Annotated in this window: 17 protein-coding genes; 16 read left to right on the forward strand and 1 reads right to left on the reverse strand. The window is 46.4% G+C overall.

Going from position 1 to position 15,452, the window contains the following annotated elements; translation table 11 throughout:
- Window positions 1-12: 12 nt before the first annotated feature.
- From ACFQZR_RS05105 to ACFQZR_RS05180, 16 genes are all read left to right on the forward strand, one after another.
- The gene (locus tag ACFQZR_RS05105) at window positions 13-1,161 is read left to right on the forward strand and encodes an acyltransferase (RefSeq protein ID WP_379343429.1); all 1,149 of its coding nucleotides are present in this window, start codon (window positions 13-15) and stop codon (window positions 1,159-1,161) included.
- A gap of 149 nt (window positions 1,162-1,310) precedes the next feature.
- Window positions 1,311-1,856: a cob(I)yrinic acid a,c-diamide adenosyltransferase gene (gene cobO, locus ACFQZR_RS05110; RefSeq protein ID WP_379343431.1), complete on the forward strand. Its 546-nt coding sequence runs from the start codon at window positions 1,311-1,313 to the stop codon at window positions 1,854-1,856.
- A gap of 149 nt (window positions 1,857-2,005) precedes the next feature.
- Window positions 2,006-2,665, forward strand: a complete 660-nt coding sequence (locus ACFQZR_RS05115) for a Yip1 family protein (RefSeq protein WP_379343433.1) — start codon at window positions 2,006-2,008, stop codon at window positions 2,663-2,665.
- A 1-nt stretch (window position 2,666) separates the two neighbouring features.
- Window positions 2,667-4,289 (forward strand): sensor histidine kinase, encoded by a 1,623-nt coding sequence (locus tag ACFQZR_RS05120; protein ID WP_379343435.1) that lies wholly within the window; start codon window positions 2,667-2,669, stop codon window positions 4,287-4,289.
- 17 nt (window positions 4,290-4,306) lie between these two features.
- Complete coding sequence (locus tag ACFQZR_RS05125; RefSeq protein ID WP_379343437.1) at window positions 4,307-4,969, forward strand: response regulator; 663 nt, start codon at window positions 4,307-4,309, stop codon at window positions 4,967-4,969.
- A 164-nt stretch (window positions 4,970-5,133) separates the two neighbouring features.
- On the forward strand, window positions 5,134-5,760 hold the full coding sequence (locus tag ACFQZR_RS05130) for an FMN-dependent NADH-azoreductase (protein ID WP_379343439.1): 627 nt from the start codon (window positions 5,134-5,136) through the stop codon (window positions 5,758-5,760).
- 33 nt (window positions 5,761-5,793) lie between these two features.
- Window positions 5,794-6,726, forward strand: a complete 933-nt coding sequence (gene trxB, locus ACFQZR_RS05135) for a thioredoxin-disulfide reductase (protein WP_379343442.1) — start codon at window positions 5,794-5,796, stop codon at window positions 6,724-6,726.
- A 69-nt stretch (window positions 6,727-6,795) separates the two neighbouring features.
- On the forward strand, window positions 6,796-7,032 hold the full coding sequence (locus tag ACFQZR_RS05140) for a glutaredoxin family protein (RefSeq protein WP_018757968.1): 237 nt from the start codon (window positions 6,796-6,798) through the stop codon (window positions 7,030-7,032).
- Window positions 7,033-7,187: 155 nt separating this feature from the next.
- Window positions 7,188-7,862, forward strand: coding sequence for an SOS response-associated peptidase (locus ACFQZR_RS05145; RefSeq protein ID WP_379343444.1), 675 nt, complete (start codon window positions 7,188-7,190; stop codon window positions 7,860-7,862).
- A gap of 22 nt (window positions 7,863-7,884) precedes the next feature.
- On the forward strand, window positions 7,885-9,267 hold the full coding sequence (locus tag ACFQZR_RS05150) for a spore germination protein (protein WP_379343446.1): 1,383 nt from the start codon (window positions 7,885-7,887) through the stop codon (window positions 9,265-9,267).
- 13 nt (window positions 9,268-9,280) lie between these two features.
- Window positions 9,281-10,414, forward strand: coding sequence for a GerAB/ArcD/ProY family transporter (locus ACFQZR_RS05155; RefSeq protein WP_379343448.1), 1,134 nt, complete (start codon window positions 9,281-9,283; stop codon window positions 10,412-10,414).
- Entirely contained in the window at window positions 10,411-11,538 is a 1,128-nt protein-coding gene (locus ACFQZR_RS05160; RefSeq protein ID WP_379343450.1) for a Ger(x)C family spore germination protein, read from the forward strand. Before ACFQZR_RS05155 ends, ACFQZR_RS05160 begins: the two co-directional genes overlap by 4 nt.
- A 151-nt stretch (window positions 11,539-11,689) precedes the next feature.
- The gene (locus ACFQZR_RS05165; protein ID WP_379343452.1) at window positions 11,690-12,574 is read left to right on the forward strand and encodes a DUF72 domain-containing protein; all 885 of its coding nucleotides are present in this window, start codon (window positions 11,690-11,692) and stop codon (window positions 12,572-12,574) included.
- A 91-nt stretch (window positions 12,575-12,665) separates the two neighbouring features.
- On the forward strand, window positions 12,666-13,064 hold the full coding sequence (locus tag ACFQZR_RS05170) for an acyl-CoA thioesterase (protein ID WP_379343454.1): 399 nt from the start codon (window positions 12,666-12,668) through the stop codon (window positions 13,062-13,064).
- 43 nt (window positions 13,065-13,107) lie between these two features.
- Window positions 13,108-13,563 (forward strand): GNAT family N-acetyltransferase, encoded by a 456-nt coding sequence (locus ACFQZR_RS05175; RefSeq protein WP_379343456.1) that lies wholly within the window; start codon window positions 13,108-13,110, stop codon window positions 13,561-13,563.
- Between the two features lie 128 nt (window positions 13,564-13,691).
- Entirely contained in the window at window positions 13,692-14,519 is an 828-nt protein-coding gene (locus tag ACFQZR_RS05180; protein WP_379343458.1) for a serine/threonine-protein kinase, read from the forward strand.
- Between the two features lie 6 nt (window positions 14,520-14,525).
- Here the strand turns inward: ACFQZR_RS05180 and ACFQZR_RS05185 are convergent, their stop codons facing one another.
- Window positions 14,526-15,422 carry a multicopper oxidase family protein gene (locus ACFQZR_RS05185; protein WP_379343460.1) on the reverse strand — a complete coding sequence of 299 codons (897 nt, stop codon included), beginning with the start codon at window positions 15,420-15,422 and terminating at the stop codon, window positions 14,526-14,528.
- Window positions 15,423-15,452: the final 30 nt, after the last annotated feature.

A 15,452-nucleotide genomic window follows, 5' to 3' on the forward strand; every position in this document is an offset into this window, starting at 1 on the left:
TAAGGAGTCCATATGAATCGAAAACCGAAGATAATAGAGATTCAATCGTTGCGTGGGCTGGCCTTTCTTGCTGTTGTCATGCAGCATGCTGTTGCCCACTATGCAGCGGTTCCTGAGATGCAGCTCGAGGATGGCGTGATGATGGCTATTCTCCTCGTGCTCGCTAAATTTGCAGTGCCTGTGTTCGTATTCATTACGGGCCTTGTCTTGTTCTACAATGATAAAGACGATTTTAACTATGGTGATTTTATCAAGAAACGCTTTAGCGATATTATTCTACCCTATTTGATATGGTCTGCGATCTATTATGTTTCCACCTATGGGTGGAATGATCTGTGGCGGTTCCTGCAAATGGGCTTCACGGGTAAAGCTAGCTATCATCTCTGGTACGTCGTGATGGTCATGCAGTTCTATCTGTTGTTCCCCTTATGGCGAATCGCGATTCGCTGGCTTCACGCGAAGCTGACGGGTTGGCGAGGAGTCGCTGCTCTGATGTTGGCAGGTGTGTTATATATTGTTCTTATGGGACATGTGTCTGATATCGGGCAGTGGACGAAGCTGCATCCGATCCCCGTAATTACAGATCTTTTCAACAAATATGCAGATCGGAACGCACTTTATTATTATTTTTATTTCGTGATGGGTGCAGCAGCTGGGCTGCATTTTGAACAATGGAAACGAATCATTGAGAGGTATAAATTCATCTATTGGACCGTATTCATCGGATTGTCCGGATATTATGTCTATATCTCTGTTGGGGCTTTTCAGACATCGCAAGGGATCAAATTCAATTTCTATCAAGTATTTTTGCTCAGGCCGCTTATGGCTGTATTACTAATGAGTTCCATTCTTGCGGTGTATCATCTCGCCATCATTTGCACACGTCAATCTACTGCTCACATCAATCGGCTATTGACTTGGATCGGGATGTACTCCTATGGGGCTTATCTGGCACATGCGGCCACGCTTCGACTAGGCTATATCGTGGATCGCTACCTATTGCTGGAACTATCCGTCACGGCGCGAATGTTGATTGTGATGGGGATTGCAGCAGGGACTTCCGTGTTATTAACCGTCATTCTAAGTCGAATCCCTTATGGAAAATGGATTGTTGGCATACAGGTACGAAACCCGAAGTTGAAGCAGAGAGTAGAGGTATAATTCGAACGGAGTCAATGACAGTCAGCAATAAGATGGACAATATTTCTAACCAAATGGTACGATGAATGAGAATTGAATACGTGATGCATTAAGGTGCTGTGCCTTCAAGGTGCAGCTGGCTTAAATGAACGATTAAGGAGGAGATACGTATGCCTCGGAAAATAGAACGGGGATTTACGCTTGTTTATACTGGGGATGGAAAAGGAAAGACGACAGCAGCCGTTGGACTATGTGTTCGTGCAGTAGGTCGTGGCTACAAAGCCCTAATTCTTCAATTTATTAAAAGCCCGCAGCGCTCCTACGGGGAGCAAATCGCGCTCGAGAAACTCGGTGTTGAAGTACGGCAGTTGGGTATTGGATTTACTTGGACGAAGACGCCGGAAGAGCACCGCGAAGCGTTCAAGACAGCTCTGGCTGCGGCGAAAGAAGCGATTCAATCTGGTTTGTATGATGTTGTGGTTCTCGATGAACTGAACAATGCACTTGCCATTACCAGTTTTCCAATTGATGATGTATTGCCACTTGACGAAGTGCTCGACATGATCCAGAACCGTCCTGCTGGGATGCATGTTGTCATTACCGGTCGCTCTGCACGTCCAGAGATCATTACGATTGCCGATTTGGTCAGCGAAATGCAGCCGGTCAAACATTATTATGAAGAAGGCGTCCCTGCTGTAATAGGTATTGAATTCTAATACAGTGATTGTCACTTACACACTCCGAGTCCATTTGGATTCGGAGTGTTGTTGTCTATCATGTTATTCTGGGCATGATTATGGTAAATTAATAAGGATTCATCATCATTCTAGCTGAATCAATACATAAGCTACAGGGGGATTATGAAGTGACGAATGAAAGGCTAAATCCTTGGCTTCATATATGGACACGGCCAAGACAAGTCATCCGTGACATTCTAAGCGGCAAGGACTCCAGAAGAAATATCCTAATACTCGCAGGCGTTAGCGGCATTCTACGCGCCTTAGATCAAGCGACATCCCGAAGCTTGGGCGATCATATGGGAACGACGACGATTATTCTCATCAGTCTTATTTTTGGATTCATTGGTGGATTAATTAGTCTGTACCTCATTAGCTGGATTATGTCATTCACAGGCAAGTGGATTGGTGGGCAAGCTTCTTTTCATGAGGTGCTCACAGCAACGGCTTGGTCGAACGTTATCCTCATCTGGGTGGGTGTGCTCTGGATTCCAGAACTGCTGATCTTCGGGCACGAGATGTTCACAACAGTGACACCAATGATGGATGCGAATCCAAATTTGAAGCTGCTGCTGATTGTTTTTACTTCTATTGAAATCATCTTGTCGTTCTGGGCTGTTGTTGTCTTTATTCTAACACTCAGTGAGGTTCAGAAATTTTCGGGCTGGATGGCATTTCTGAATGTAATCTTGGCACTTGTTATTGCATTTGTTGTCATCTTAGTCATTACACTTGTTATCGGTTTGATGCTTAGCGTCTTTTCCTTCGGGTTCGGGTTTGGTGGTTAAGATGAGCAAAGAATTCAAAGTGCATGAGCTGCTCGTCATTAAATCCATTGCAGAGACGATTAATCAGACCAATGATCTGGAAATTCTATTAAATTCGGTCCTTCGTAAACTGGTTGAATTAACGGATATGCATGCGGGTTGGATTTTTCTCGCTGAAGATTGCTCAGATTATTATTCTTGCCCGGCAGACTATCAGCTGCCCGAAGCGCTTGAGGCCGATGATCGTAAGCTATTAACGACGGGGTCCTGCTGGTGTCTTGATGGGTATTGGAATGGGAAGCTGAAAGCAGCCGTAAATACGATTTATTGTCAACGTCTTGATCAGGCGGTTGCTTACAAATATGGAGATACCGAAGGGATTACGCATCACGCAACCATCCCTTTGACGGCGGGGAACCGGCGATTCGGGATCTTGAATGTTGCGGCAGCAGGTAAAGAGCATTTTAGCCAAGAAGAATTAACGTTAATGGAATCTATTGCTTTTCAGGTAGGAACCGCTGTAGAGCGAACGTTATTATATCAATCGCAGCAGAAGAGAGCTGACTTGTATTCGAAGCTAGGGGAATTGGCCCGCGACCTAGGTAAGCTGCTCATTACCGAGCAAATCCCGGATCTTGTAACGCGTTGGATCGGCGAGCAGCTAGGCTGTGACTATGCGGCCTTCTTCATGGAGGAGAATGGAGGGCTCTCCAGACGGACCTCATGGCTGGACGGAAAGGTCCAACATCGACGTAAGCTCTATACGATCAAGCAAGCGGGCGAAGCAGGACTTGCCTTCCTCTCAGGAGAGACGCAGCAATGGAGACGCAAACCGAAGGAACAACATAAGGTCCATGCGATATCAAAAGACATTCGTATGGCGATAGCCGTACCGCTGCAGTTCCGAGATAAGCCGATAGGGGTTATCTTCGCTGGCTCACAATGCCGAAACTTCGATGAAGTCGATGTGGAGCTGCTCGAAGCGCTCTCAGGTCATATTACATTAGCATACGAGAATGCCAGACTCCATCAACAACAGCTTGATCTGCTGAAGTGGGAAGAGCGGAACCGACTTGCGCGCGATCTTCATGATTCGGTATCACAAATGTTGTTCTCGCTCCAATTTACGGCCCGCGGGATGGAGGCCATGCTCGAGAATCCGCCAGAGATGGTGAAACGTGCGGTGAAAGATATGCAGGATCTAACGCAGAGTGCGCTGACCGAAATGCGCTCATTAATCTTACAATTACGTCCGGTAGGCCTAGAACAAGGACTCTTAACAGGATTATACCGATACGGCAAGGCACAAGGCCTCGTTGTGATCAATTGTGTCGAAGGGATGCTCGATCTCTCGAGCCGCGTTGAAGAAGCGCTGTTCCGCATTGGGCAAGAAGCGCTCAATAACACCCGGAAGTATGCTGGACACCCTCAGGTTCAGATTAATTTGAAACAACAGCAGCAGCTCGTCTGTATGGAAATTTCGGATCAAGGGGATGGATTCTCGCCGCTGAAGATCGATGGAACCAGTACGCTCGGGATGCGGACGATGCGCGAACGTGCTGAATCGCTCGGAGGTACATTAGAAGTAGATAGCCGCAAAGGCGAAGGAACGACGATTCGGGTATTGATACCGAATCATAAGTGAGAGGGGAGTCGGACCGAATGAGCATCAAAGTGCTTATTGTAGATGATCATGCGATCGTCATACGCGGGCTTCAGTATTATCTGATGACCCAACCAGATATAGAAGTAGTAGGTGAAGCAACGAGCGGACAATCGGCGATTGAGCAGATCGAGACGCTGCAGCCGGATGTCGTCCTTATGGATCTTCTCATGCCAGGAATGACAGGAATTGAGGCGACACAGCAAATCCGGGTCAAACATCCGAATATTAAGGTTATTGTACTGACATCTTTCTCAGATCATGACCATGTGCTGCCTGCCATCCAAGCAGGAGCGAACGGTTATTTACTGAAAGACATCCAGCCGGATGAACTGGCTCAAGCGATTCGTGGTGTATATCAGGGACAGGCGCAGCTGCATCCGCGCGTAACCGAACAATTGATGTCTCATCTTGTGGAGAAACCGGCCGCACCGGTCCAAGATGATGAATTGGATGGCAACTTGGATGTTCTTACCCCGCGGGAGAAGGAAGTATTAGAATGGATTGCGCTCGGTAAGAGCAACAAGGAGATCGCTGCCGCGTTTCATATCACCGAGAAAACCGTGAAGACCCACGTGAGCAATATTTTGAGCAAGCTGGGATTGACGGCACGTACGCAGGCCGCGATTATCGCCATCAAGCACGGTTTGACTGGCCAATAGCATAAGACCATCTACGACCAAAGTCGTAGAACTGCCCAACATTTTGTTGGGCTTTTTTTGTAGTCCAAGTTCATCCGATGTGCTGAGGGAAGATTGTCATTCTGATGTTATCATAAGTACATAAGTTAACAAGACATCAACAACATATACCGGAGGTTACATCGATGAGTAAGGTATTATTCGTAAAAGCAAATGATCGTGCAGCAGAACAAGCGGTGAGTGTGCAAATGTACAATGCATTCTTATCGAGCTATAAAGAAGCAAATCCATCGCATGAAATTATGGAACTAGATCTATTCGCAGAGAATTTGCCATATTACAACGCAACAATCATGAATGGGATGTTCAAAACAGCAAAAGGCTTCGAGACAACACCTGAAGAGCAAATTGGCGCAGCTACGGTGAACAAGTACTTAGATCAATTCCTAGCAGCGGATAAAGTCGTATTCGCATTCCCACTATGGAATATGTCCGTTCCAGCCGTACTTCACACGTACATTGACTACTTGAACCAAGCAGGCAAAACATTCCGCTATACAGCACAAGGTCCTGTAGGACTTGTAGGTGATAAGAAGGTTGCGCTTCTAAATGCGAGCGGCGGCGTATATTCGGAAGGACCACGTATGCATGAAGAAATGGCGCTTAAGTTCATGGAATATAACATGAATTTGTTCGGCGTGACGAATATTGAGAAACTTGTGATCGAAGGACATAATCAATTCCCAGATCGTAGTGCAGCGATTGTAGCAGAAGGTCTAGAAGCAGCAGCGAAATTAGCGGCAAGATTCTAATCCAAATTCGAGGATAACAGGGGGAATGTATTCATGACAACGTATAAATCTATTGTAATCGGGACGGGTCCATCGGGACTCACAGCAGCTATCTATTTGGCTCGTGCGAATTTGAATCCACTCGTGATCGAAGGACCGGAACCAGGGGGACAATTGACGACCACGACGGAAGTGGAGAACTTCCCTGGTTTTCCTGAGGGTATCCAAGGCCCTGAATTAATGGACAATATGCGTAAGCAAGCGGAGCGCTTCGGTGCGGAGTTCCGTACAGGCTGGGTGACGAATGTGGATACATCCGTACGTCCATTCACGTTAACGGTGGAAGGGATCGGACATATTTCTGCAGAGACACTCATTATTTCAACAGGGGCTTCAGCGAAATATCTTGGCATTCCTGGGGAAAAAGAAAACGTTGGCCGCGGTGTGAGCACCTGTGCGACTTGCGACGGATTCTTCTTCCGCAATAAGAAGATTATCGTCGTGGGTGGCGGGGACTCTGCCATGGAAGAAGCGAACTTCTTGACACGTTTTGCCTCGGAAGTTGAGGTTGTGAATCGTCGTGATGAGCTTCGTGCCTCGAAGATTATGCAGGATCGTGCGCGTCAGAACCCGAAAATCCGTTGGTCGCTGAACCGTACACCGCTTGAAGTGGTTGCTGGGGATCAAGGTGTTACAGGACTGAAAGTTCGTAACAATGAGACAGGTCTAGACGAGATTATCGAAACGGAAGGTCTATTCGTGACGATCGGTCATACGCCGAATACGAAATTTCTAGGTGGGCAAGTTACTACGGATGACCATGGCTATATTGTCGTGAAGCCGGGAACAACCGAGACGAATATCCCAGGGATCTTTGCTTGTGGCGATGTCCAAGATACGAAGTATCGTCAAGCGATCACAGCTGCAGGTAGCGGATGTATGGCTGCCCTAGAATGCGAACGTTTCTTAGAAGCACACGAAGCTTAATGAAGTTCAAAAATCACCTTTAGTCGATTTTTGAATACCTATTATAATCAAAAAGGAGTGTATTTGAATATGGCAGATAACAACGTCATTGTCTACTCGCGTAACTATTGTCCACACTGTGTACAGGTGAAGAAATACCTGGAGGAGAACAATGTTGCTTTCGAAGAACGCAACGTTGACACGAACGAAGCATACATGGAAGAACTGTTCAACCTTGGTATGCGTGCCGTGCCGGTAACGGTTGTTGGTGAGGAGAAAATCCTCGGCTTTAACACCACGCAATTGAAGCAAGTTCTAAGTATTTAATCGCTAGCGATTGAACTGCAATTGATTTTAACATCATCCAAACTCCATTTACCGCTTGTGCGTCAAGGGATTTCCCAGCGCATAAGCGGTCTTTTTTTTGTGGAATAATTTAGGGGTTATTGGTAAAAATATGCTTCAAAAGGATGGTGTGGCCCATGTGCAGAAGATTTTCGTTAAGCGCCGATTTGAATGAAGTACAGGAATATTTTAAGATCGATACCGTATTAACCTACTACCGTAAACGGTACAATATTGCGCCTACACAGGATATGGCCATCATAATGCAGGATGGGAACGAACGCAGATTAGATCAAAGTCGTTGGGGTCTATTTCCTTTCTGGGGAAAGGACGCGATCAATGCAGATATCGACGCCGTTCATAGGAACCCCGCTTATCCGAAAATGATCGATCGTCGAAGATGCATCATCCCGTGCAACGGATTTTACTATTGGAGAACAGTTGGTAAAAGAAGCTACCCGATACGAGTTGTCATGAAGAATCGTGGAATTTTCGGCGTTGCTGGGCTGTATGAGAACTGGCGGGATACACGAGGTGTAGAGGTCAGAACCTGCACATTGTTGATGACAAATGCAAATACGACGGTACGTGAATTCGATTCCCGCATGCCAGCAATTCTGGATGAAGAGGGAATGGAAGCTTGGCTGGATCCTAACTTGCGCGGTGTCAATAATCTTAGATCCTATCTTAGACCGCATGAGGATGCACGTATGGATATGTATCCTGTATCTCCACTGCTGGCGAATGATGCGTTCGATACGATGGAATGTATTCAGCAGATGGATATGAAGATGGCTTGGGTGAAGGAATAGGAAGCGAAAGGGAGGGGGTGGCATGAACGATCTTTCGGGGCAGAATCCGTCGGTAATGCCTCTGCTTGACTATACGAAACGGATGTTTGAAGACAGCGAAGACATTGTTCATCGTACCTTTCCTGAGCTTAGCTTGGAGATCATTTATTCCAGTGTACTCATCGATAATAGCGCGATGTATCGTGAGGTTATTGTGCCGCTCAGCAACATTAAAGAGAGTGAAGTCAATGACCTCATGAAGCGCGAACAATTTGTCCCATTGGAATCGGGCGAAGATATCGTGGCGAAGATTCTCGATGGACATGTCGCGATCTTCTATCAGCAGCTAGCGTATGTTATCAGCGAATATGGGCCGGAATACCGAAGCATCAGTGTATCTCCGTCCGAAATGGTGGTTGCCGGGCCGAACGATGCTTTCGTGGAGTCGCTAAATACGAACATATCTTTAATTCGAAGAAGGTTGAAGAATCCGACCTTGAAGTTCAAGTCTTATTTGATCGGTTCACAGGCGAAATCCAAGATGGTTATTGCTTATTTGGAAGATCATGTGAACCAGGATTGGCTCTCGGAGCTGGATCAACGCATTGAAGAGATTCAGACCGACAGCATTCAGGATACGCACATTCTCGTGCAATACATCGAAGACGATCAAATATCGATGTTCCCGCAATACCATATAACCCAACGCCCAGATGTCGTGATCTCGAAGCTACTGGAAGGCAAAATCGTTGGTTTGCTCGAAGGTAGTCCGAATGCGTTCAGCGCGCCAAGCCAGTTCTTTGATTTCCTGGAGTCGCCGGATGATTACGGCCAGAGGTGGATCTACGCGATAATTATCCGGTTTTTCCGCTATTTGGCGGTGATCGTCACGCTCTTAGGAACGGCGTTATATGTCGCGATTACGACATACCACTATGAGATGGTTCCGCAGGAACTACTCGTTAGCTTATCGGAATCCAGGAGTAAAGTGCCGTTTCCCCCAGTGATTGAAGCGTTGATCCTGGAATTGACGATCGAATTTCTACGTGAAGCTGGCATTAGGCTGCCAATCCGCATAGGTCAGACACTTGGCATCGTAGGCGGTATCGTCCTCGGAGAGGCATCAGTCGCGGCAGGATTCACGAGCAATATTTTGGTTATCATCATAGCAGGATCCACACTCGCTTCCCTGGTGCTGCCGAATTACACGATGTCGATTGCATTCCGTTCCTTCCGATTTCTCTTTATCATGCTTGCCGCATTGTTCGGTAATTTCGGGATATTCGTCAGCGTCATATTCCTGGTCAATCATCTTGCTGGCTTAACGAGTCTAAATACGCCCTATCTCTATCCGCTAGCTCCTGCCTATCCGAAGACTTGGAAATACACTTTCATGCGCTCCCTTTATCAAAAAAATAAAAAATGAGGTCGATTCTCGCGTGAATAAACGTCGAACGCAAGAAAAGGTCCATCCCATACATATCTCGATCTTGGTCTATAACATCCAATCGGGAATCGTTGTGTTCTACCTCCCCAATTACGCAGCCGCCGGATATGGAACGAATGGGTGGATCAGTATCCTATTCATGTCCGCGATCGTGATGCTGAATATCTTTGTGATCTCTTGGCTGTACCGGGCAGGCCATGGCGCATCCGTGTTCGATATCGTTGAATCACGCGTTTCTCGTGGATTTGCCATCCCGTTCTACATGATTGTCGTTGTGCTCTGGTGCGCAATCGCAGCGATCGTATTGAAGGAGTTCGTGTTGTTGATTCAAGATAATTTACTGCACATGACACCCAATTATATCCTGGTAGGGATCATGCTTCTTCTGGCTTTGCAATTGGTGACCAAAGGAATTTATAACATCGTTAAAGCCTCGACAATCTTTTTTGGTCTTACTGTATGGGTCATTGTTTTTTTGTTATTCAGTATTCAAGAAATCGATCTCGTTCGGTACACGCCATTTATATTTCAGGGCGGGAGCTCTACGCTGAAATACAGTTTTCAAATCTATAGCGCCTTTATTGGATTTGAGCTATGCATGCTGCTGTTTCCTTTTGTATCATCCGCATCACAGCAGAGCGCTGAGAACCTGGAAACCCAGCCTAAAACGAAATTGTTCAAAGCGATGTATTTAGGAAATCTCTATACGACTGCGATCTATTTAACGCTTACCATTGTTTCGTTCGGGTTCTACAATGCACAAGAACTAGCTAATATCACTACGCCGACGATTTATCTATTCTCTTATTTTCAATTGCCATTCGTTGAACGGATTGATCTTCTCTTATTCAGTCTCTATTTGCCGAAGCTTATTCTTACTGTCGTGATGTATTTATGGGGGGCGCTTCAATGCTTGGAACGAATCTATTCGAAGCGTAATTCGAAGCTTCTAGCGACATGGATTGTCATCTTCTCTTTTGTGATCTCGCTGGTTCCAATTTTGGGAAGGACATTGATACGGTGGATGGATATCTTGCTTATCATTGAAATCTGTTTGAGTTTTGGCATTCCGATCCTGTTAGTGCTGTTGCTTCGTCTGAGAAAATCGAGGGTAGAGCAACCATGAAGCGGGTTCGTTGGGTGCTTGTCGTCTTGGTACTATCGTTCTGTGCAGGGTGCAAAAAAGATCAACATATTATAGGTCAAGTAGGATTCGTGAATTCGGTTGCGATTGATCAGGCGGCCGAAGGAGGGGATATGTTCCGTGTGAGCGTGTCTATTCCGCGATTATCGGAGACTGATCGCAATAAAACATTGTCTGCAACGGCTCACAATTTCCAGGAAGCGATGATTAATTTGACGCGTCAGACTGATTTTTTTGTGGGGAGCGGGCAAATAAGAAGTATTCTGTTCGGCGAGAAATTAGCAAAGAAAAATATAGAATTAGTCGTAAAAAGCTTTTTTAATAATGCATCGATCGGTGCAAGAGTTAAATTGCTCATCGTGAAAGGGCGAGCAGAAGATATCTTTACCAATCGTGTCACGAAGAATCCGATCGCCAAAGAATATATCTCCAGAGCGATGGAACGGCTTATTCAGAATTATGGCGTGCAGGAGGTCAATATACACACCTTCATGCGAGATTTCTATGATGATGGCGTGGATCCATTTGTGCCGATGATTAAGATCGAGAAGGATGAAATTGTACAGGATGGGCTTGCGATTTTTCGGTACGGTCAAATGAAGTATCATTTAGAGCCGGTGTTATCCCAGTATCTATTTATACTGAGCGGTGGGTTCTCGGGCGCATCGCTACAACTAAATCTGGAAAATCCGAGTGGAAATCAGAAGCAAGGAAACTCGAAAATGAACGTAGTGCTCGAGCATATCAGGAATCTCCGTAAAATTAGAGTTCAGACGCAGACGCAAGATCCCCGGCATATGCGAGCAACGATCAAGCTTCAGATTTATGGAGAAATCAATGATTATGTGCCGAATGTGGATCTGAACATCGGGTCCGAGCAGATCAAACTGGAGAAAAGGCTGAAGAAACAATTCGAGACCGAAGTCCAAGCGATGTTGAAGTTATTGCAGCAATTGGAGCTTGATCCGATCGGCATAGGCCAGTATGTTCGGAATCAAATGAGTTATACGGCATGGAAGGCGTTAGATTGGCGCAAAGCCTATTCCCAAATGGATATAACGTGTGAAGCGGATATTCGGATTAAGCATGTGCCGCGTATCTATTAATGACGCTGTTGTTAGATGCTCTAGGAAGAGAGTCTGCTGTTATCACAGCGGGCTTTTTTTGTACAGATTAACTACTGTGAGGTGCAGGGTTGAAGAGCTTACCTGCCCAATGATACATTGGATGCAATAGACATAATGGAGACGGTGGATCATGCGACGTGAAGAGATCGAACAACGAATACAAATCGGACTTGCAGGCTGGGGAGACCATGACGATATCTATCCAAGAGGCACCAAATCGGGAGACAAGCTGAAGATTTACAGCAGCCGATTTCCCATCGTGGAGCTGGATAGCTCATTTTATGCTATTCCTTCTCCGGACAGGATGGTGAAATGGATCGAACAGTCACCCGAGACTTTTGGATTCATCGTGAAAGCCTATCAAGGTATGACGGGACATACGCGCGGCAATATTCCTTTCTCAGATCCAAAAACAATGTTCCAAGTATTCCGGGAATCAGCGGAGGAGCTCCTGCGAGCGGGAAAGCTGAGGGCGGTACTATTTCAGTATCCACCTTGGTTCGGCTGCGAGTGGAAGCATGTGGACATTCTGCGCAGAACCCGTGAATGGATGGACGGGCTGCCGATCGCGCTGGAATTTCGGCATCAGAGCTGGTTCCAAGGAGAGACGCGGGACAAGACCCTTCAATTTATGCGTGATGAAGGATGGATTCATTCCATATGCGATGAACCTCAGGTCGGTGAAGGGTCGGTTCCGATGGTATTAGAGCCAACGAGTGAGGACTGTACGATTGTTCGTTTCCATGGACGGAACGCTTCTGGCTGGCAATCCAGTGGTCAGCCCAATTGGCGCGAGGTCAGATATTTGTACCGCTATAACGCTCAGGAGCTGTCGGAATGGAAAAGGAACATCATCAAATTACTCGAATCGACGAAAACCTGTTGGATTATCTTTAACAACAATTCTGGCGGGGATGCGGCCGATAACGCTCTGCAGCTGATGGAGGCCTTGGGGATGGATTTGCCGGAAATGCCTGGTCCGCCACCTTACCAATTGTCTCTTTTTGAGGATTAAGGAACGCTTTATTTTTTTCTCTCAGGGTCTATTGAATGTTTCATTTCCATCGGGTATGATACGTTAGACCGATTCGCTATGGAGGGAACTTATGGAATCACTGCTGGATATTACCGTTCGTTCATCTGATATTGATCTGAATGGTCATCTTAATCATGTGAGATATGTTGAATTCATGGAACGGGGACGAAAAGCTTGGTACGAGTTGATTCACTTTCCACTGGAATCGTTTCATTCCCATGGAATCATGACCTCAATCGTGAACATCAATATGAACTTCCGGCGTGAATGTCACGAGCACGATGCATTACAGGTCGTGACGAAGCCCGTCAAGGTAGGAAGATCCAGCTATGTCTTTGATCAGACGATCATCAATAGTGATCAATTGGTCTGTGCAGACGCACGCGTCACTTGTGTCATCATGGATCTGGCGACTCGGCAGAGCACATCCGTGCCGGACAAGCTGCGTTCACATTTTCCAAGCGAATAGAAGTTACCAAATGGGGTAAGAAGAGAACTGGAGGACGTTATTTATGATGCAAGAATTACAACTTAGCAACCAAGCCGTGGCTGAGGAAATATTAGCGCTTCAATTGCCAGCATACCGCGTGGAAGCGGAAATCATCGGATCGGATGCGATACCGGCACTGCGGGATACGGTTGAATCCATCATGTCGTGCGGGGAGACCTTCTATGGATGGCGTGAAGACGGGGAATTGGCAGGTGCGATTGCATATAAAATAGAGGATGGCGCGCTCGACATCCATCGGTTAATCGTACATCCGAATCATTTCCGTAAAGGGATCGGAAGAAGATTATTGCAATATGTTCTACAAGAACATGCGCAATTCAAGAAGTTCATCGTTGCAACAGGTTCCAAGAATGTTCCAGCGATTCAGCTTTATCTTTCGGAAGGCTTTGTTGAAGTTGGAGGCTTCGAGCCTGTTCCGGGTCTGCCGATTACGAATTTGGAGAAGGTCATTGCTTAGTAACACAGTAGGCGAAAAATGGTTGAAAGTCTTAGCAGCTATGGACATGTGATATGTTCATGGCTGCTATTTTTTGCCCAGGATAAATTTATGGAGCTGGAGGCGAAAATCGAATGGGAGGGAAAGCAATGAACGTAAAGGATTGTCCATTATTGACGGTAGAGAAAATCGAGAAGGATCTTGTCACTTATTTATCAAGTATCGGGAACATTTTCACCGTATTTAACCAGCAAGATTCTGGTTGTATTTCCTATGGCGTTCAGGCTGCTGAGCAGAATTGGTTCGTCAAATATTCGGAAAGTCGAGAAGCTATTGGATACATGAAAAATGCGGAAGCCATTCACCAGGAAGTGGCCCATCCCCAGATGCCGAAGTTGTTGAATTCGTTCACGACTGACCTGGGATTTGCGCTTGTCTATGAATGGGTCGACGGTGAAGTGCTCGGTACACCTGCATTTCCAGGGAAAGAAGGACGGAATCAGCCGGAATCCCCACATTTTCGGTTCAGACAGCTGCCGCTGTCGAAAGTGATCGCAGCACTGAATACAGTCTATGATGTGCATGCTTATTTGGAGCGAAAAGGGTATGTAGCCGTTGATTTTTATGATGGAGGCATGATTTATGATTTTGATCGGGATGAACTACACCTCTGCGATTTTGATTGTTACACAAAGGGGCCTTTCATACTCGAGATGGACAGGTTGTTTGGCTCAAGTCGTTTCATGGCGCCAGAGGAATTTGTACGAGGGAGCCAGATTGACCACCTAACGAATGTGTACACCATGGGAGCTGCGGCGTTTGTGTTCCTAGCGGATGAAGGTGGGCGCGAGCTTCGCGATTGGAGAGCATCCGAGGCTCTATACCACGTAGCTCGCAAGGCAGCATCACCAGAGCGGTCCGAACGTTATAGCAGTGTTCATGCATTCTATCGTGCATGGTTGGAAGCGCAGAATTAGATCCTATTACCCACCATACACAATCGTCGTAAACATTCCCCCAGCAGGCTTCGTGAAGTTATTCGCCATATGATGCGGGATGTGGCAATGAAAGGGCCATATCCCCGGATTATTCGCTTGAAACATAATGTCGTAGGTCTCGCCTGATGCTACTTTAATCGTATTTTTAATCCGTTGGTGCTCCCAGCCGATGGGATTGCCATCCGATGCGACAACATCGAATTGATGCCCGTGCAAATGGATGGGGTGCGCATTCATACCGAGATTGCCAAGGCGAATGCGAACGCGATCCCCGAGTTTCACTGGGAGTGGTTCGGTATGCGGGAAGCTGCGTCCGTTCATCGTGAAGAAGTTGAACGAGTCCGTGTATGGATTGATATCGTACACCCCAGGGTTTAGTTCGAATTTCGGCATCCCGCTCAAGTGAAACTCATGCAGCATGATGAAATAATCTCGGTCTACAGTGAGACCATGACCTGGTGGGTCCTGAATAATAAAAGCACCACCCATTCCACCCATTTCTTGAGAAATCGCATTGTAATGGGAGTGATACATATGGGTACCGGGCGGATTCTGGACGGTGAATTTATAGGTGAAAGAGTAATACGGCGGTATTAGCGGAGAAGGTTCAATGCAAGGCACGCCATCCATCATATTCGGGATATCCAGACCATGCCAATGGACGCTCGTACCCTCACTTAACAGATTAGAGACACGAATTTGTACTTCATCTCCCGGGTAGACAAGGATCGTAGGTCCAGGAATCGACCCATTATAGCCAAGTCCACGCAGACGAATTCCAGGCAATATCTCAAGCTCTACAGGTTCTGCAATCAATTCGAAATGCTTGACGCCATCCCGAATCTCGAAGGGTAGATTCGGCACTTGGGGCGTAATAACCATATGTATCTTCCTCCATCAAAGATTGTTCCA

Source organism: Paenibacillus sp. GCM10027629 (assembly GCF_042676425.1).
Lineage (GTDB): Bacteria > Bacillota > Bacilli > Paenibacillales > Paenibacillaceae > Paenibacillus_K > Paenibacillus_K terrigena.